This is a genomic window from Kitasatospora sp. NPDC041917 (assembly GCF_055589745.1).
This window is the reverse complement of sequence record NZ_JBVJBI010000009.1, coordinates 276,186-293,747: the sequence shown is the minus strand read 5'-3', so window position 1 is coordinate 293,747 and position 17,562 is coordinate 276,186. Positions and strand designations below refer to the sequence as shown.

The 17,562-nt window shown below is 70.7% G+C and carries 16 protein-coding genes; 9 read left to right on the top strand and 7 right to left on the bottom strand.

Annotated elements, in window-relative coordinates; all coding sequences use genetic code 11:
• Nucleotides 1-392: amidohydrolase family protein (locus ACZ6EM_RS14440; RefSeq protein WP_465772490.1), on the top strand; the 392-nt coding region annotated here is incomplete at its 5' end.
• 148 nt (nt 393-540) lie between these two features.
• On the opposite strand, the gene ACZ6EM_RS14435 is transcribed toward ACZ6EM_RS14440, so the two are convergent.
• From ACZ6EM_RS14435 to ACZ6EM_RS14415, 5 genes are all read right to left on the bottom strand, one after another.
• A complete protein-coding gene (locus ACZ6EM_RS14435) occupies nt 541-2,295 on the bottom strand; it encodes a ricin-type beta-trefoil lectin domain protein (protein WP_465772489.1) in 1,755 nt (584 codons plus the stop codon).
• Nucleotides 2,296-2,694: 399 nt separating this feature from the next.
• Nucleotides 2,695-3,537 (bottom strand): class II fructose-bisphosphate aldolase, encoded by an 843-nt coding sequence (locus tag ACZ6EM_RS14430; RefSeq protein ID WP_401048643.1) that lies wholly within the window; start codon nt 3,535-3,537, stop codon nt 2,695-2,697.
• Complete coding sequence (locus ACZ6EM_RS14425; RefSeq protein ID WP_401048642.1) at nt 3,528-4,469, bottom strand: 1-phosphofructokinase family hexose kinase; 942 nt, start codon at nt 4,467-4,469, stop codon at nt 3,528-3,530. Before ACZ6EM_RS14425 ends, ACZ6EM_RS14430 begins: the two co-directional genes overlap by 10 nt.
• Nucleotides 4,466-5,377, bottom strand: a complete 912-nt coding sequence (locus tag ACZ6EM_RS14420) for an ROK family protein (RefSeq protein WP_401048640.1) — start codon at nt 5,375-5,377, stop codon at nt 4,466-4,468. Before ACZ6EM_RS14420 ends, ACZ6EM_RS14425 begins: the two co-directional genes overlap by 4 nt.
• A complete protein-coding gene (locus ACZ6EM_RS14415; RefSeq protein WP_401048638.1) occupies nt 5,374-6,246 on the bottom strand; it encodes an SIS domain-containing protein in 873 nt (290 codons plus the stop codon). The genes ACZ6EM_RS14420 and ACZ6EM_RS14415 overlap by 4 nt, the downstream gene beginning before the upstream one ends.
• Before the next feature lie 447 nt (nt 6,247-6,693).
• Here ACZ6EM_RS14415 and ACZ6EM_RS14410 point away from each other — a divergent pair, with 447 nt between their 5' ends.
• From ACZ6EM_RS14410 to ACZ6EM_RS14390, 5 genes are all read left to right on the top strand, one after another.
• The gene (locus ACZ6EM_RS14410) at nt 6,694-7,953 is read left to right on the top strand and encodes an ABC transporter substrate-binding protein (protein WP_401048636.1); all 1,260 of its coding nucleotides are present in this window, start codon (nt 6,694-6,696) and stop codon (nt 7,951-7,953) included.
• Between the two features lie 29 nt (nt 7,954-7,982).
• Nucleotides 7,983-8,915, top strand: a complete 933-nt coding sequence (locus ACZ6EM_RS14405) for a carbohydrate ABC transporter permease (RefSeq protein WP_465772488.1) — start codon at nt 7,983-7,985, stop codon at nt 8,913-8,915.
• Complete coding sequence (locus ACZ6EM_RS14400) at nt 8,915-9,763, top strand: carbohydrate ABC transporter permease (protein WP_401049532.1); 849 nt, start codon at nt 8,915-8,917, stop codon at nt 9,761-9,763. The genes ACZ6EM_RS14405 and ACZ6EM_RS14400 overlap by 1 nt, the downstream gene beginning before the upstream one ends.
• Before the next feature lie 204 nt (nt 9,764-9,967).
• Entirely contained in the window at nt 9,968-11,218 is a 1,251-nt protein-coding gene (locus tag ACZ6EM_RS14395; protein ID WP_465772487.1) for an alkaline phosphatase family protein, read from the top strand.
• Nucleotides 11,219-11,454: 236 nt separating this feature from the next.
• Nucleotides 11,455-12,426 carry a helix-turn-helix transcriptional regulator gene (locus ACZ6EM_RS14390; protein WP_465772486.1) on the top strand — a complete coding sequence of 324 codons (972 nt, stop codon included), beginning with the start codon at nt 11,455-11,457 and terminating at the stop codon, nt 12,424-12,426.
• 202 nt (nt 12,427-12,628) lie between these two features.
• Here ACZ6EM_RS14390 and ACZ6EM_RS14385 read toward each other — a convergent pair whose 3' ends face one another.
• Both ACZ6EM_RS14385 and ACZ6EM_RS14380 read right to left on the bottom strand, forming a co-directional pair.
• A complete protein-coding gene (locus tag ACZ6EM_RS14385; protein ID WP_465772485.1) occupies nt 12,629-13,852 on the bottom strand; it encodes a hypothetical protein in 1,224 nt (407 codons plus the stop codon).
• A 193-nt stretch (nt 13,853-14,045) separates the two neighbouring features.
• Nucleotides 14,046-14,210 (bottom strand): hypothetical protein, encoded by a 165-nt coding sequence (locus ACZ6EM_RS14380; RefSeq protein ID WP_465772484.1) that lies wholly within the window; start codon nt 14,208-14,210, stop codon nt 14,046-14,048.
• A 25-nt stretch (nt 14,211-14,235) separates the two neighbouring features.
• Between ACZ6EM_RS14380 and ACZ6EM_RS14375 the strand changes: the two genes are divergently transcribed.
• The 3 genes from ACZ6EM_RS14375 (at nt 14,236) to ACZ6EM_RS14365 (ending at nt 17,360) form a co-directional block, all read left to right on the top strand.
• Entirely contained in the window at nt 14,236-14,481 is a 246-nt protein-coding gene (locus ACZ6EM_RS14375; RefSeq protein ID WP_465772483.1) for a hypothetical protein, read from the top strand.
• Between the two features lie 361 nt (nt 14,482-14,842).
• Complete coding sequence (locus ACZ6EM_RS14370) at nt 14,843-15,847, top strand: 1-aminocyclopropane-1-carboxylate deaminase/D-cysteine desulfhydrase (RefSeq protein WP_465772482.1); 1,005 nt, start codon at nt 14,843-14,845, stop codon at nt 15,845-15,847.
• Between the two features lie 364 nt (nt 15,848-16,211).
• On the top strand, nt 16,212-17,360 hold the full coding sequence (locus tag ACZ6EM_RS14365) for a hypothetical protein (protein ID WP_465772481.1): 1,149 nt from the start codon (nt 16,212-16,214) through the stop codon (nt 17,358-17,360).
• The last annotated feature ends 202 nt before the right edge of the window (nt 17,361-17,562 follow it).

Genomic DNA, 17,562 nt, shown 5'->3' with positions numbered 1-17,562 from the left:
GCGCGAACCGGGTCGCCCTGATCACCGACGCGATGGGCGCCGCCGGCATGGGCGACGGCCTCTACCCCCTCGGCCCCCTCCAGGTCCAGGTCAAGAACGGCGTCGCCATGCTCCCCGACGGCAGCTCCATCGCCGGGTCCACGCTGACCCTGGACCGGGTGTTCCGAAGAGCCCTCACCGTCGGGAGGCTGACGCTCGGCCAGGCCGTGGAGTCGCTGTCCGCCACCCCGGCCCGGCTGCTCGGCCTGAGCGACTCGATCGGCTCGCTGGAGACCGGCAAGCTCGCCGACCTCGTCGTCGTCGACTCCGGGAGCTACGACCTCGTCGCCGTCATGCGCCGCGGCCGCTGGGTGCTCGGCGGCGAGACCTTCCGGCCCGTGAAGGCCGACTGAGCACTCATGCGGTACCTGCTCGCGATGGCGGCGTCGCCGGTGGGGAGCGCGGTGGGAAGGCGGTGCGACGGTGCACGCGCCCCGGGGGCCGACCCCGCTGACGGCCGGGTCGCCGCCCGCCTCGACGGCGGACGGCGACCACAGGTCATCAGACGGGCAGGACCCAGATCTGGTTGGCCTGGTTGACCTCGCTCACGCCGCAGCCGTCGACGATGATCGGGGTGGCGTCCGTGGTGTCGGACGCGTAGTCGTCCACGCACAGGTTCAGGCCGGTGTTCTGCAGGTAGCCGTTGCGCTGGTAGGCCCATTGCTCACTGGCGCGCCCGTCGCAGGGGTTCAGCACGGCCCAGTAGCCCACATGGCGGCTGTCGTCGCTCCGGTAGACGGCGTCGAGGCAGCCTCCGAGGGTGCGGACGGTGCCGTCGCCCGGCATCGTCCAGCGCTGGTTGGCACCGCCGTGGCAGCCGTAGAGGGTGACGGGGTTGTCCGGGCCCGTGCCTGCGTACGCGTCGTCCAGGCACTTCCCACCGATGCCGGCGATCTGTCCGGTGGGCTGCTGGCCCGTACAGCCCGCACCGGGGGTCACGCGGAAGATCGCGGTGCCGTGCGCGGGGACGGAGGTGCTGATCGTGCCGGTGCTGGAGGACCTCGTTCCGGTCCACAGGTCCTTGACGCCGGCCGAGCACCCGTCGCCCTGGAAGCCGACGGCATCGAGCGTGGTGCCGGCCGTGATCGCGCCGGTTCCGCGGTTGAGCAGGGCGACGGCCCGGTCCCCGTTGGCCAGCGGGCGGGAGAGGACGTCGACGGTGCCGTTCCGGGAGACGACGCCCGCCTGCTTGCCGAGCGGGTCCTGGTCGATCGCGATGATGTCCGTGTTGGACAGCGTCGCCAGTGACGCGGCGGAGAGGTTGGGGATGTCGGTACTGAGGATCAGGGGCGAGGCCATCATCGACCACAGCGCGAACTGGCTGCGCGACTCCTCGTCGGTGAGCGCGTCACCGGTGATGAGGAAGTCCGGGTCGTTCCAGCTGCCGGGGCCCGAGTAGCGCGCGAGCTGCGAGTTGTACCCGTACTGGGTCATCACTCCTGCCTGGTTGCCGTCGTGGCTCCAGGCGTTGTGGGAGGAGTGGTACATCTTGACGTCGTAGCCCTCGCGCCAGAGCTGGCCGCTCCGACTCGCCTGGTCGATGACCGTGTACCAGTCGGCGAGGTCGGACCGGCCGATGTAGAAGTAGGCGGGCGAGGATTCGGAGAAGACCATGTCGCGACCGCTGGCGTTGGCCTTCATGGCGGCGCCGAAGTCCTTGTACGCCTGGCTGTAGCCGGCCGCGGTGTTCGCCGAGGCCGGCATGTTGCAGCCGTCGAGCTTGATGTAGTCCACGCCCCAGGACGCGAAGAGGTTCGCGTCCTGCTGGAAATGGTTCCAGCTGCCGGGGTAGCCGCCGCAGGTGTCGGTGCCGATGTCCTCGTAGAGGCCGAACTTGAGTCCCTTGGCGTGCAGTTGCCTGCCGAGCCAGGCCATGCCGTGCGGGAAGACCGTCGGGTCGGCGACGAGGTTGCCGGTCGCGTCGCGCGAGGCGGCCATCCAGCAGTCGTCCACGGTGACCGTGTCGTACCCCTTGGCCGCCAACTTCTTGTCGACCAGGGCTTTGGCCTGGGCCAGGATCAGTTTCTCGCTCACCCCCGCGTCACCGGGGTTGGGGTTGTCGGCGCGGCAGCCGAACCGTGCCCAGTTGTTGAAGCCCATCGGCGGCGTCACGGCCAGTGCGTTGCCGTTCGGGCTGGTGGCGGTGGGCGACGCGACGGCAACACTCGGAGCGAGGAAGGAGCCGGTCGACGCAGCGATCGCGGCGATGACCGCGGTGACGGATCGCCTGTGTCGGCGATAGGAAGCAAGTGCCATGAGCCATGTACTCCTGACTGGTTGTCGCGGAACCGGCACCCGGTCGCTCACCTGCTCGCGCGCACCTCCCTGTCGGCCGTCGGAGGGGCCGACGGGCCGCTCGGCGTAGCGCGCGGTACGGGCAAGTCCGCTCCGGATGCGGTGAAGTGACGGTCCGAGGCGCGGTCCTCGCCGTCTTCGGGTGACGCCGATGAGATGTCCGGCAGGCCTGCGCCTGCGCCTGCGCCGACCAGTGCAGTGCACCATGGCTGATGTTGTCAATATATGCGCTTAATGCAGCTTGATTAATCACTATCAAGCATCTTCGTCCATCTTTTGAGCATGAAGGTAGGGCAACATCGGGCAGTGCGACGCCGAGGCCCGCCGTGTGTCGGGAGGGGCCTCGGCGCGTCACCGTCCTCAGGCCCCCGGCGCCTTGAGGACGCGCAGCAGGCGGGAGACCTCCGCCGCCACGGCCGTCCGGCCGGAGCCCAGGTAACGGCGGGTGTCGACGAGCTCCGGGTTGTCTTCGAGGGCGCGCCGCACGGCGCCGGTGAAGACCTGGTTGAGGTGGGTGGCGATGTTGACCTTGGTCATACCGTGCTCGACGGCGCGGGTCAGGTGCTCGTCGGCCACGCCGGATGAGCCGTGCAGGACCAGCGGGACCGGTACGGCCGCGCGCAGTTCGGCGATCAGGTCGAAGTCGAGGACGGCGTCGCGAGTGAGCATGGCGTGGGAGGTCCCGACGGCCACCGCGAGGGCGTCGACGCCGGTCGCGGCGACGAAGGCGGCGGCCTCGGCGGGAACGGTCCGCGCACCGGGGGCGTGCACGCCGTCCTTGCCGCCGACCTCGCCGAGCTCGGCCTCCACCCACACGCCTGCCGCATGGCAGCGGGCGACGACCTCGGCGGTGGCGCGGACGTTCTCCTCGTAGGGCAGCACGGAGGCGTCGAACATGACCGAGGAGAAGCCGAGTTCGACGGCCTCGGTCACCAGGTCCGCCGAGGTCGCGTGGTCGAGGTGGACCGCGACCGGCACCGAGGCGGTGCGGGCCGTGGCGAGCACGGCGGAGGCTATCGGGGCCAGCTGCCCGTGGTAGCGGATCGCGTTCTCGCTCAGCTGCAGGACCACGGGGGCACCGGCCGCCTCGGCGCCCGCCACGATGGCCTGGGCGTGTTCGAGCTGGATGACGTTGAAGGCGCCCACCCCGCGTGCGGAGTCCGCCGCGGGGGTGACGATGGCGCCGGTTCCGGTCAAGGGCATCGGGGGCTCCTCTGAGAGTGCAGGGGGTGGACGTCCACCAGCGGTCGCAGGCGGCGGTGGACGTCGGGGTCGAAGTCGCCGGCCAACGGGGCGCGCACGGCGGCGGCGGACAGGGCCACCGCCTCGGCCAGCCGCTCCGGCCAGGGGGTGGCGTCGACCAGGCCGAGCGTCAAGGCGGCCACCGCGGCGTCTCCCGCTCCGGTGGGGTTTCCGGCCAGGTGATCCGGCGGCCTGGCCCGCCAACTCGCCTGCGGCGTCACGGCGATGAGACCGTCGGGGCCGAGTGAGGCGACCACCGCCCCGGCTCCGCCGTCGACCAGCGCACCGGCCGCGGCGACCGGGTCCGTCAGGCCGGATGCGGCGGCGAGTTCGTCGGCGTTCGGCTTGACCAGGTCGGGGCCGGCCGCCAGCGCGGCCCGCAGCGCGGCACCGTCCGCGTCGACCACTGACGGGACTCGGTGTGCGCGGGCCAGCCGCACCAGTCGGCCGTACGCGTCCTCGGGCACGCCCGGCGGCAGGCTGCCGGAGAACACCACCGCCGACGCCCGGGGCAGGAGGCCGTCGAGGTGGTCGAGCAGCCGGGCCCAGTCCTCGGTCGAGATCGCCGGGCCCGGTTCGAGCAGGATGGTGGTGTCCCCGGCGCTCTCGTCCACCACCGCCACCGTGCGGCGGGTCTCCCCGGCGATCGGCAGCAGGCGTTCGGGCAGGCGGGCGGCGGCGAGGTCGCGCCGCAGCGTCGCGCCGGCGGTTCCCCCGGCGAAGCCGGTGACCACGGTCTCGTGGCCGAGGGCGTGCAGCACCCGGGACACGTTGACCCCCTTGCCACCGGCCCGCTCGGCCGTCGACCGGACGCGGTTGCTCCCTCGCGGGCGCAACCGGTCGAGCCGGTAGGTGACATCGAGCGCGGCGTTGAGCGTGACGGTCAGGATCACCGGCCGGCCTTCCGATGCAGCAGGTCGAGCGCCAGCAGGGCGGCACCCTGACAGCCGGCCTCGTGGCCGAGTTCGGCGGGGAGGACCTGCGGCAGTGTCTGGAAGGTGAGCCGCTCGGCCACCGCTGCGCGCAGGGGTGTGAAGTACGGCTCGCCGGCCCTGGCGAGGCCGCCGCCGATCACGATGCGCTCGGGGTCCAGCAGCGTGATCGCGGCGGCCAGCCCGTCCGCCAGCGCCTCGATCGCCTCGTTCCAGACCGTGACGGCGGCCTGGTCCCCGGCGGCGGCGCGCTCGCCGACGTCCTTCGCGGTGACCCCGCCCTCCCCGGTGGCGGCGGTGTAGCGGCGGGCGATGGCGGCCGCCGAGGCGACGGTCTCCAGGCAGCCCCGGCCGCCACAGGGGCAGGCCGGCCCGCCGGGCCGGACCACCAGGTGGCCGAGCTCCCCGGCCCGCACGTGGCTACCGGTCACCGCCCGGCCGTCGGACATGACGGCTGCCGCGATGCCGGTGCCGACCGGGACGAACAGGAAGTCCCGGCTGCCGCGTCCCGCGCCGATCCGTGCTTCGGCCAGGCCGCCGGCCCGGACGTCGTGGCCCAGTGCCACCGGGACGCCCAGTTCCTCGGCGAGCCAGTCCCGGACCGGCAGTCGGCGCCAGCCGAGGTTGGCCGCCAGGACCGAGGTTCCTGACGACTCGTCGACGATGCCGGGCACCGCGATGCCCGCCGCCGCCGGGCGGTGCCGGTCGGCCAGTTCGCGGGCCGCCGCCAGCACCGTCTCCAGCACCGCGTCCGGGCCGCGCTCGGCTCCGGTGAACCAGCGGTCGCTCTCCCGCAGGATGCCGCCCTCGTCGGCCGTGCCGCCCTTGATGTAGGTGCCGCCGACATCGAGGGCGATCACTCTGGTCACGGCTGGGCCAGGACGATCGAGCGGGTCAGGTTGCGCGGCTGATCGGGGTCCAGTCCGTCGGCCTTGGCCAGCTCCACGGCGAGGCGCTGGGCGCGTACCAGGTCGGCCAGTGGGTCGAGGGTGGTCACCGAGGTGACGGCGCCGATGCCCTGCACCTGCTCCAGCAGTCCGGTCGGCGGCTCGCCGAAGAACCAGACCACCCGGCCGGGGGCGGCGATGCTGATCGGGCCGTGCCGGTACTCCATTGCGGGGTAGGACTCGGTCCAGGCTCCGGAGGCCTCGCGGAGCTTGAGCGCCGCCTCGTTGGCGAGGCCGACTGTCCAGCCGGTGCCGACGAAGGTGAACTGGCCTGCGCTGACGGCGCCTTCGGGCAGGTCCTCGGTCAGCGCCCGCTCTGCCTGCTCGGCAAGGTCGGCCGGGGCCAGGTCCAGGTGGCCGCGCAGCAGGGCGAGCGCCGTGGTGGCGAAGCGGGTCTGCACCACCGACTTCTCGTCGGCGAACTCCAGGTCCACGACGGTGTTCGCGGCCGTGCTGATCGGCGTGTCGAGGTCGCCGGTGAGCGCCACGCTCGGGATGTGCTGGGCCCGGGCGAGGGCGGCGAGCACCTCGGTCGTCGTCCCGGAGCGACTGATGGCGACCAGCCGGTCATAGCCGCGGGCGGCCGGGAACTCCGAGGCCGCGAACGCGTCGGTCTCCCCGAGCCCGGCAGCCTCGCGCAACGACGCGTACGCCTGCGCGATGTACAGGGACGTTCCGCAGCCGATCACGGCCACCCGCTCACCCCGCTCCGGGAGCCCAGCGGGCTCCAGCTCCAGCACCCTGCTCCAGCACTGCGGCTGACTGGCGATCTCCCGCTCGACATGACTCATTCAGGACTCTCCTCGGTAGGGGCTCGGGGGCGGTGCTCGGGCTTCGGTCCGTCCCGACGTTCGCTCAGACTGGCGAGCCACAATGCTTGAAACTGATCTATTCATAGCCCAATACGTCATCTATGAGCAACGCTGGTGGCCAGCCGCCTTTGCTCTCCGTCGGCGCCACTTCGCCACATGACCGCGCGCCGTCGATACGGTCTTCGATCGATTGAGCAGTTTCAGTCACATGTCAAGCAGCTTCAGGGGGCCGGGTTGCCTCAACTCCGACTGCAACGCTTCGGTAACGCGGCTAGCCCGCCAGGAAGGCGGCGGTGCACACTCTGGTGACACTGATGCTCGATATTGACCAAATATCGCGCGCACAGCGCACCTTCGCGCAAACTGCACGATCCCCCACCAGGGCCGCCGCTGGGGCCGGCCCCAGCTACAAAGGCGGTATCAGAGATGAAGCGGCGTCTGCTCTCCTTGTCGGCGGCCACGGTGGCCGGAGCGCTCGCGCTGTCGGGGTGCAGCAAGGGATCGAATTCCGGTTCGACCTCCGCCGACGGCGTCACCACGATCAAGTTCGTCGCGGCCGACTACGGCTCCAACGGACAGAACCCGACCCAGGCGTACTGGCAGGGGGTGATCTCCGCCTTCGAGCAGCAGAACCCCAAAATCAAGGTCGACCTCCAGGTCATCAACTGGAACGACATCGACACCCAGGTCAAGACGATGGTGCAGAACGGCAACCAGCCGGACATCCTGCAGACCGGCGGCTACGCCGACTTCGCCAAGAACGGCCAGCTCTACCCGGCCCAGGAGGTCCTCTCCGCCGCCACCACGGCGGACCTCCTCCCCGCGATGGCCCGGGCCGGCGAACAGGACGGCACCCAGTACGGCATCCCGTTCATCTCCAGCGCCCGGATGTTCCTGATCAACAACGCCCTCTTCAGGAAGGCCGGCCTCGACCCGGCCAACCCGCCCAAGACCTGGGCCGACCTCACCGCGGCCGCCACCGCCATGAAGAACGCCGGCGTGGAGATCCCGCTCGGCGTACCGCTGGGCAGGGAGGAGGCCCAGGGCGAGGCGTTCATCTGGATGCTGGAGAACCACGGCGGCTACCAGGACGCCAAGGGCCAGTACGTCATCAACTCGCAGGCCAACATCGACACCTTCACCCAGCTCAAGAGCTGGGTGGACGCCGGTCTGACCGAGCAGAGCCCGGCCTCCGTCAACCGCACCGACCTGGCCAAGGACTTCGCCTCGGGCAAGGTCGGCATGCTCAACGGCATCCCCACCCAGCTGAACGACGTCAAGGACATGGACGTCACCTGGACGGCGCTGCCCGGCAAGGACGGCGCCTCCCAGGCCACCCTCGGCGTCGCCGACTGGGTGATGGCCTTCAAGAAGAGCGGCCACAAGGACCAGATCAAGGCCTTCCTCGACTTCGCCTACAGCAAGGACAACACGGTGAAGTTCGACAAGGAGTACAACCTGCTGCCGGTCACCCGGTCCGCGCTCACCGCTCTCCAGGCCGACCCGGACGAGAAGGCGCTCGCGCCGTTCCTGCAGATCCTGCCCACCGCCACCTTCTACCCGCTCAGCGACCCGACCTGGCCCGCCGTCTCCGCACAGGTCAAGACCCAGATCGGCAGCGCGGCCAGCGACCCGAAGAAGGCCCTCGACGCGCTCCAGCAGGCCGCCCGGCAGGCCGGCGAGTGACCGGCGCGACCGCAAAGGGAACCCCCACCGTGTCTTCTCGCAGCACCACGGACGTCCGGCCGGGTGCCCCCTCCCGGCCGGCCAGGCGCCGTTCCCTCTTCTCCCGGCTCGGGGCACTGCCCTGGCTGGCCCCTGCCGTCGTGCTCATCCTGGGCGTGGTCGTGTGGCCGGTCATCGAGATGGTCACCACCTCGCTCCGCAGGATCGACACCACGGGCACGGACCACGGCCCGGCCGGACTGGTCAAGTACCACAAACTCTTCAGTGACCCCCGGCTGCCCGGCGTCCTCACCTGGACCGTGGTGTGGACGGTCGCCGTCGTCGGCCTGACCATGCTGATCTCGCTCGCACTGGCCCAGTTGTTCAACCAGAACTTCCCCGGCCGCCGCCTCACCCGTTGGGCGCTCATCGCCCCCTGGGCGGCCTCCGTGCTGATGACCGCGATCGGCTTCCGCTGGATGCTCGACCAGGTCGCCGGCGTGCTCAACCGCCTGCTGCTCGACCTCGGCCTGATCGACCACCCCCAGGCATGGCTCGGCGACGCCGCCCACGCCAGACCCTGGCTGGTCTTCGTCGCCGTCTTCGTCTCACTGCCGTTCACCACCTACACCCTGCTGGCCGGACTGCAGACCATCCCCGGGGAGGTCTACGAGGCCGCCCGGGTGGACGGCGCCACCCCCTGGCAGACCTACCGCAAGGTCACCCTGCCGCTGCTGCGCCCCGCCTTCCTGGTCGGCCTGGTGATCAACCTGATCAACGTCTTCAACTCGTTCCCCGTCATCTGGGGCATGACCCAGGGCGGCCCGAACGCCGACACCGCCACCACCACCGTGTTCATGTACATGCTGCGCGGCTACGACGTCGCCGAGTCCGCCGCCATGTCCGTCGTCAACTTCGCCGTCGTGATCCTCATGGTGATCGTCTTCCTCAAGGTCAGCCGCTGGAACGGGGAGGAGAGCTGATGACCACCCTTCAGTTGCCGCCGACGGCACGCCGTCCGCGCGCCCGCACCGTCCTGTTCACCACGCTGGCCTGGGCACTCGCCGCGCTCTTCCTGCTGCCCTACGTCGAGATGCTGATAACCGCCGGCCGCCCGGCCGACCAGCTGCGCGACAACTCCTACCTGCCGACGGGCTCCGACTGGTCCGCGTTCACCAAGGTCTGGACCGACACCACGCTCGGCCAGAACCTCCAGGTCACCCTGCTGGTGGCCGGCGGCTCCACCCTGCTGGTGCTCCTGGTCGCCCTGCCCGCCGCGTACTACACCGCCCGGGTGCGCTTCCGCGGCCGCAAGGCCTTCCTGCTGCTCGTGCTGGTCACCCAGATGTTCCAGCCCACCGCCCTCCAGGTCGGCCTCTACCGCGAGTTCTACGCGCTCGACCTGCTGGACACCCCCATCGTCCTGGTGCTCGCCAACGCCGCCTTCAACCTCGCCTTCGCGATCTGGATCCTCAGCGCCTACATCGGCTCCATCCCGATGGAGCTGGAGGAAGCCGCGATGATCGACGGCAACAGCCGGATCGGCGCGCTCTTCCGCGTCACCCTGCCGCTCGCCCTGCCGGGCGTGGTCACCGCCGTGATCTTCACCTTCATCTCGGCCTGGAACGAATTCATCATGGGCCTGACCCTCACCAACTCACCCGACCGGCAACCGCTCACCGTCGGCATCAACAACATGATCGGCGCCTACAACGTGCAGTGGAACCACGTGTTCGCCGCCTCGCTGGTGGCCATCATCCCGGTCGTCATCCTCTTCGCCGTGATCGAACGACACGTCGTCTCCGGACTCACCGCCGGCTCCGTCAAGTAACGCGGCGCGTGGTCCCACGTGACGCACCATCATCACCCGATGGGCGGGACAGCCTCCCTGGAGACGCTCCCGCCCATCGGCGTCTCAAAAGGTGGATCCCCGGCATCGGGCCGACCCTCGGAGGAACCGACCGTGATCATGCAGAAGCTGTTCCCGAGTGTCCGAAAGCGGAGGCGAACGACGGGCGGGCCCACGGCCGCCGTGATGGCAGCCGCTGTCTCGCTCGTATGCTCCGCCGCCGGACCCGCCGCCGCCACCCCCTCCACGACGGACTCCGCCGCGCTCCCGCGCCCGGACCACGTGGTCATCGTGATGATGGAGAACGAGGACTACGGCGACGTCATCGGCAACACCGCCCAGGCCCCGTACATCAACTCCCTTGCGCAGACGGGTGCGTCGTTCAGCGACGCGCACGGCGAGTGGCACCCCAGCCTGCCGAACTACTACGCCCTCCTGTCCGGCTCCACCCATGGGCTGACCAACAGCACTCCCCCGCCACCCGGTTCGGTCGACGGGGACAACCTGCCCAACGAGCTGATCCAGCACGGCCTGGGCTTCGCCGACTACTCCGACGAAGCCACCCCCGCCGCCTGGCTGCGCTTCGCCGACCTGCCGGGCACCGCCACCGCCCCCAACCCGGTCGACAAGTGGCTGACCTGCCCGTCCCCGACCGCCGGCCAGGACTGCGGCTTCCCCGCCGCAGCCGCCGACTACGCCGCCCTGCCCGCCGTCACCTTCGCGCACGGCAACGAGCACGAGTCCATGCACGACGGCAGCATCCCGGGCGGCGACACCTGGGTCAAGAACGTCTTCGGCGGCTACACGGAGTGGGCCAAGACCCACAACAGCCTGCTGATCGTCACGTGGGACGAGGACAACTTCACCTCCGCCAACCACATGCCCACCGTCTTCTACGGCGCGAACGTCCACCCGGGCAGCTACAGCGAGACGATCAACCACTACAGCATGCTCCGCACCGTCGAGGACATGTACGGCCTGCCCCACCTGGGTGACGAAGCCGACGTGGCACCCATCCTCGACGTCTGGGGCCGCACCACCTTCGGCACCGGAAGCGGCCCCGGCCCGGTGACCGGCCTGAACAACTGGTGCCTGGACGACAGGAACGGCTCCACCGCCGACTTCACCCCGGTCACCCTCGCCGCCTGCACCGGCGGCGCCGGCCAGAACTGGACACTGCCCGGCGACGGCACGGTGCGGGCCCTCGGCGCGTGCCTGGACGTCCTGCACAGCGGCACCGCCGACGGCACCGTCGTCCAGCTCTACCACTGCAACGGCGGCGGCGCCCAGCAGTGGGTCGCCCGCGCCGACGGCACCCTGATGAACCCCCAGTCCGGCAAGTGCCTGGACGACCCCGGCTACAGCCTCGGCAGCCCCCAGCTGATCATCTGGGACTGCAAGGCCGGCGACAACCAGAAGTGGCACCTCCCGGCGTAGGCCCGGGGCAGCGGCGGTGGCGGCGGCACACCCATGTCGCCGCCGCCCCTCGTGACGATCACCCGGCACGACCGTGGCGGTACGGGCAGCGCGGGCGCGGACGCCGTCGCCCTCGGTTCCGCCCTGGCGCTGCCGGGTGCAGGCCGCCTGACACCCCGCCAAAGTCGACCCGCCGGCGGCGGAAGGACGACGGTTTCGCTCGCCGCATCCGGTCGGCCCATGAGACGATCGAGGATATGTATTCGCTCAATGATATAGGTATAAACGATACGGCCGAGAACACCTACCTCCTCCTCGTCGAGCGCGGCCCGCTGACCCGTGCCGAACTGGCAGGCGCCCTGCGGGTGACCTCGCACGCCATGAGCATCGCCGTCGGCGAACTGACCGGCCTCGGCCTGGTCGAACCGGACGGCACACGGCTGGTCGCCCGACCCCCGCGCGCCGCGCTGGACGTCGTGGTGGACAAGCGCACCAAGGAACTCGCCGCCCTGCACGACGGCGTCGAGGAACTGTCCCGCTTCTGGCGCGACCACCACCACGCCGACGGAGCCGACTACATCGAAGTCGCCCGGACGGAGGCGGCCCGCAGCGCACTGGTCCGGCGGCTCTACGACGAGGCCACCGAACGGGTGCGCGGCCTGACCATCGGCTTCACGGGCCGATCCGCACAACCCAACGTGCTGGCCCCCGGCTGCCGGGAGGCGCTGACCCGCGGCGTCACGTGCACGGTCGTCTACGGGTCCCGGGTGCTGCGGGACGGGGCCGCCCGGCAGGCCGTCCGGACCTCCGTCGGCCTCGGGGAACGGGCCCGCGTCTTTCCCGAGGTCCCGCTGAACATGGGCATCTGCGACGACCGGTTCGCCCTCGTGTGCCCCCCGGCCGGCGACTGGGACCGTCGGCACCACATCGTCGTGCGGAGATCGGACCTCCTCGACTCGCTGATCGGCGTGTTCGAGTCGTTCTGGCAGATCGCCGTCCCGCTGCCGGCCGCCGTCGAGGCGGCGGACGACGCCGGGACGGCGCCCGGAGTCGAGAGCCGGCAGCTGCTCACCTACCTCAGTGGCGGTCTGACCGACGAGTCGATCGCCCGCGAGATCGGTGTCAGCGAGCGGACGGTGGCCCGCCGCATCACCCGCCTCCAGGAGCTCCTCGGTGCGCGGACGCGGTTCCAGCTCGGCGTCCAGGCCAGCCGTCGCGGCTGGCTCTGAGGAGCCGAGCCGTGCGGTACCCCGCGGCGGGCGACGACCGGCCTGATACCGCGCTTCCACAGCGGCCGGCGGTACGGGCCGCCGCCGTCGGTGGGTCTCGTCGCGCTGGACCCGCACGTCCGCGGCCCGGGTGCGCGGCCGTGGCGCGGCGGCGCCGGTGCGGGGCCCGCACCGGCGCCGGACCGCGCACCCGGGTACGTCCTCAGTTCGTCGCGTCCGGCTTCACGAGGTCGGGCAGCTTCGCGTCGAAGAGCCCGCCGAGCTTCAGCGAGGGCAGGATGTGGCCCTGGTCGGCGGCGTCGTTGACGACGCTCGCGGCCCACGCGGACGCCGCGAGGCGCTGGTTGGGCGTGCCGTGGTGCCCGTAGCTGCGGAAGCCGCAGTCGCCGACCTGGTAGTAGGACTGCTCGGAGGCCAGCAACCGCTTGGTGTTGAGGGCCTCGCCGCGCGAGTGGGTGAGGAAGTACGTGCCGAACGCGTCCGCCATCATCTCGACGCGGCGGCTGGCCTCCGGCCCGGTCAGTGCGGTGTTGGAGATCAGGTTGTCCTCGAACTGCACGTGGTGGCCGAACTCATGGGCGAGGATGGTACGCGGAGCGGTGTCGCCCAGGCCGACGGCTGCCATGCCCTGCAGGATGCCGTCGCCCACGACGATGTGGTCGGAGAGGCCCCGCGGGTGCGAGCTGCCCTTCTCCGTGTAGGCGATCGCGTTGAAGGTGAAGTACGGGTTGGTGCCGCCCTTGAGGGCGGGCTCCGAGTTGATGAGCTCGATGAGCCACCGGGCCACGGGGAGCTTGCCCTCGACGCTGCCGATGGGAACCTGCATGTACAGGGCGCGGGCCAGCCGCTCCGGGGAGGAGAAGACGTCACCGCCGTGCATCGGCACGATCTGGATGTCGTCGGAGTCGATGTCCCAGAACTTCTTGAGGTCCTTCCCCTCGGACCTCAGCTGGTTGGTGTACTCGCCGTTGACGCCGAAGGTGGTGGACTTGGGGTCGTCGGCGGTCAGCATCGCGTCGTACATGGCGAGGGTCCCCACCCCGATCATTGGCAGGGCATACCGGAAGACCGGGTCGGCGTCCTTGAGCGTGTCCCTCGCGTAGGCCGTCAGCGCCGTGTTGTTGCACTGGTAGTCGCCCGGGTTGATGACGCCGTCGAGGATGTTCGCCCACGGGGTGTCGTCCACGCCGAACTCGGCGGCGGTGGCGGCGGCCCGCTCCTGCCAGCCGGCCGGCATCGCGGTCAGGATCTTGTCGACGAGATCCCGCTGATGCGGAGTGAGCGAGGAGGTGTCGAGCCCGTAGGCGGAGGCCGCGGCTCCGGCGGTGGCCGTCGTGCCGTCCGCGGCCGCTGCCGGCAGGGAGGCGCCGAGGGCGCAGGTGGCCGCGGTGACAACGGTGACGGCCCAGGCGAGCGTCTTCTTCACGAGAACTCCTTCTGCATAACGGAGCCGACACGCCTGCTCGCCCTGTCGGGGCGGAAGAGGCGGTCGGCCGTGCCGTCGGCAAGACTGCGTGGAGAACCACTTCCGGAGACAGTCGTCCGCACTGTCCGAATCCGGCATGACAGGAACTCGACATACTCCACACGTCAGCGGGAATCCGCTATGTGACCGTCTCTCACGTCGGAAAGCCGAGCAGGTCACCGCCCTCCTCATCGTGCGCCGCGTCCCCCGGCTGAGCGCTGAATCCGCCGCCGGTCAGGGCGAGTTGTTCACGGCCCGGCGCTACCGCCCCGTCTTCACCGACAGCCCCTTCACCACGCTCCAGACCGAGCTCCAGCACCTGGCAGCACACGGTCGTCGAGCAGGTGATCGCGGACGGCAAGTCCGGCGCGCCGGCCCACCTGCCCTCCGGGAACTTCCAGGCCAACGCCGCCTGGCCGACCCTGTGGGCGATCGCGTTCAACCTGCTTCGGGCCGCCGGCACGCTCGCCGGGACCTTCCACGCCAGGGCCCCGACTGCCACCCTCCGTGCCCACCTGGTCAATATCCCGGCCCGGGTTGCGCGCTCGGCATGGCGTCTGACGATACGTTTGCCGATGCAGTGGCACTGACGCGACGCCTTCACCACGTTCTTCGACGCCGCCCACGCACCGCCGACCCGCTGACCGAACCCACCCACCCCGCCCGCGAGGGCCGACCGGAGAGCCTGTGGAAGAGCTGGACAGACCAGCGGGTGCCACACGCCCTCCCACCGGTCATCGCCGCCCGAACACCGACACGGTCACCTCAGAAGCGGAGCGGTGGATCCGGGCTGGGTCGGTTCGACCTCGACATCACCGGGCTGAGAAGCGTCATCGGCGCGTTCACCCCGCAGTTGGTCAACGCTGCCGGTGCTCAACGTTGCCGGCGAACGTGGCGTGGCCGACTTGATCACCCTCCTCGGCGGGCCGCTGCTCCCGTATCGTCGGTCGTATGACGCGTCCGCTGCTGCACCAGCGTTGGCCTGAACTGGCCGAGTCGCTGCCGCACCTCCCGCTGGGCGACGTGCCGACGCCGGTGCGGCCTCTGGCCGGGCTCGGCTGCCAGTCTCCGCTCTGGCTGAAGGACGAGAGCGGCTACGGGCACAGCGGATGGGGCGGCAACAAAGTCCGCAAGCTGGAATGGCTGCTACCCGAAGCCCACCGGCGCGGTGCCCGGACGCTCCTCACCGTCGGCGGTCTCGGAACCAACTGGGGCCTGGCAGCGGCACTCTACGCCCCCGAACAGGGCCTCACCGTCGCCCTCGCCCTGATCGACCATCCGGTCGACGGTCACACCCGGGCCCAGCTCCGGCGCCTTCGTGCATCCGGCGCCACCTTGCACTTCCTACACACCAAGACCCGCCTGATCCTCGCCGCCCCCTGGCTCTTCGCACGCCATTCCTCGATGCGAGGCCCCACCCTCCCATACTTCCTCCCGGCCGGCGGATCCTCGCCGCTCGGCACGCTCGGGTACGTCGAAACCGCACTGGAGCTGGCCGCGCAGGTGTCGAACGGGCTGCTGCCCGAGCCCGGCTGGGTCGTGACCGCGGTCGGCTCGGGAGGCACCGCCGCCGGCCTGGCCCTGGGGCTGCGGTTGGCCGGCCTGCGCACCCGCGTCCTCGGGATCGTCGTCAACGACACCCTGCGCCTGGACAGCACAGTGCTCAACGCGCTGGCCCGCAAGTCCGAGGCGCTGCTCCGCAATCGGGGCGCCGCCCTGCCCCCACTCGGCCTCAGCTCGGACGACATCCGCCTCGACCGCGGCTGGCTCGGTCCCGGCTATGCCCACCCAACTGCCGAAGCCACCGCAGCACTCAACCGCGCCGCCTCCGACGCGGGGCTGGCACTCGAACACACCTACACCGCCAAGGCCCTCGCGGCGCTCCTCGACCTCGACGCCTCCGGGCGCTTCGGCGCCGAGCCGGTGCTCTTCCTCAACACCTTCGGCCCCAGATAGAAGGCATCAGACCGACCAACGCCCGCGAGTACGGGGCGCCGGCCGATCCGGCAAGCATCGGTGACGATGCCCCGGCAGGGAACGGATCGCCCAAGGAGTCATCCGAACCGGTTACGTCCCAGGATCACCGCGAGAAGTGGCGATCCAGGCTCTCACCGGCTGCATGTTCACGTGATCATCTCGCCGGTGAACGGCAACGGCAGGCAAGCGCCGGCCCCGCCGCCCCGCCGCCGACGCGGCCCCGCACATCAATCGGCACACACCGCGCGGGCCCTCCGACCCCCTCTTCGGATGGAAACCCGTGTCCGCGCCCACCCCGCCGATCACAGGTGATAGGACGTAGTCGAGCTGGAGGTGGTCCGTCATGACCCGCTACTGCGTCGACCCTGCTCGACACGAACTCATCGCCACCTGGGGAACCGGCCAAGGCGACCTTGCCTCACGGATCGCCACCGTCCCGGCCGGCACGGATCTCGCCGCGCTGTCCCGCCTGACTGCGGCCCTTACCCAACTGTCGGCGGCGGTCTGGCGCGCCTACACCCACCCGGCCGGCGCCGCCGACTCATTGGAGGTGAACAGCGAGGGCTGGCGTCGGGAAGAGGAACGCAAGGCGTTCGCCGGGGTCGCCGCAGCCGTGACCACGCCGAACCTTCCCCAGGGCGGCTCGGTGATCGTCGAGTACAGCCCGGTGCTGGAGAACGCGCACCGCGTCGGCCGCGCCCTCATCGCCCTGGACAACCCCGCGTTGACCGAGGCGATTCGCGCCGAGACCACGGTGGAGCTGGCCGCCGTCGAAGGCGCCGAGCTCGGCAACCTCACCGGACGGGCGCAGCAGGCCGTGCTGCTCAGCCGCGAAGGCGCCTCCCCCGTCCAGGTCGCCGCCGCCGACCAGCTGCTCCAGGCGGACCCGTTCGGCCCGGCCGCGCTCTACTCCGACATCGACCCCACCGCAGCGGCCGTGGCAGCCGCCCACTGGCTCTACGCCGCAGCCGAAGCCGTCTCGGAGGCGTCCGGGTACGCGCCCACCGAGGTGATCCGGGAGGCGGACAACATCGAGGCACTCCCCCACGCGACACCCACGCTCGTCCTGGAACTCCTTGAGGCCGGTGTGTCCCCCTACGACGCGGTCACCGGGCTCGTGCGCCACGCCATGCGGATCGGGGACGGCGTGCTGCCCGACCCGGCCGCTCTCCGCGAGCAGTTGGAGGAGGCCGAGGAGGTGATCACCGAGTACGCCGACGACGATTCGGAGGAGGCGGACGCCGCGCTCACCGGCATCCGCCTCACCCCGCTGGACCCACGACGCCCCGCCCGCGACCTCCTCGAAGACCTCCTCACCGGCATCAACGGCTGCTGGCTCCTCCACCAGGAATACGCCGAGGACGAGGATCGGGACGACGACGAGGAAGAATCGGACGACGAGACAGCCGAACGGCACCAGCACCACAGCCGCGCCCAATTCGCCGCACTCGTCCGCGCCATCGCCGCAGACAACCGCGACCGACTCGTCTGACACCGCATCCACCCGGCAGCCGACGGCGCTCATACCCGGACCAACCGCCGCGCCAGGGTCGACTCCACCCCGTGACAAGCAGCTCCGAGCCCACCCGACGGCTCGGCACAGCCGCGTCAGCAATCACAGAGCGCGACGAGGAGCGCGTCAGCCATCCAGCCTCTTCGGCAACTCAGCGCGACGACACTCAACCTGACGACTA

Coding starts and splice junctions, on each gene's coding strand:
- ACZ6EM_RS14435 (WP_465772489.1), bottom strand. CDS start 2,295: ATGGCACTTGCTTCCTATCGCCGACACAGGCGATCCGTCACCGCGGTC.
- ACZ6EM_RS14430 (WP_401048643.1), bottom strand. CDS start 3,537: ATGCCCTTGACCGGAACCGGCGCCATCGTCACCCCCGCGGCGGACTCC.
- ACZ6EM_RS14415 (WP_401048638.1), bottom strand. CDS start 6,246: ATGAGTCATGTCGAGCGGGAGATCGCCAGTCAGCCGCAGTGCTGGAGC.
- ACZ6EM_RS14410 (WP_401048636.1), top strand. CDS start 6,694: ATGAAGCGGCGTCTGCTCTCCTTGTCGGCGGCCACGGTGGCCGGAGCG.
- ACZ6EM_RS14400 (WP_401049532.1), top strand. CDS start 8,915: ATGACCACCCTTCAGTTGCCGCCGACGGCACGCCGTCCGCGCGCCCGC.
- ACZ6EM_RS14395 (WP_465772487.1), top strand. CDS start 9,968: ATGGCAGCCGCTGTCTCGCTCGTATGCTCCGCCGCCGGACCCGCCGCC.
- ACZ6EM_RS14390 (WP_465772486.1), top strand. CDS start 11,455: ATGTATTCGCTCAATGATATAGGTATAAACGATACGGCCGAGAACACC.
- ACZ6EM_RS14370 (WP_465772482.1), top strand. CDS start 14,843: ATGACGCGTCCGCTGCTGCACCAGCGTTGGCCTGAACTGGCCGAGTCG.
- ACZ6EM_RS14365 (WP_465772481.1), top strand. CDS start 16,212: ATGACCCGCTACTGCGTCGACCCTGCTCGACACGAACTCATCGCCACC.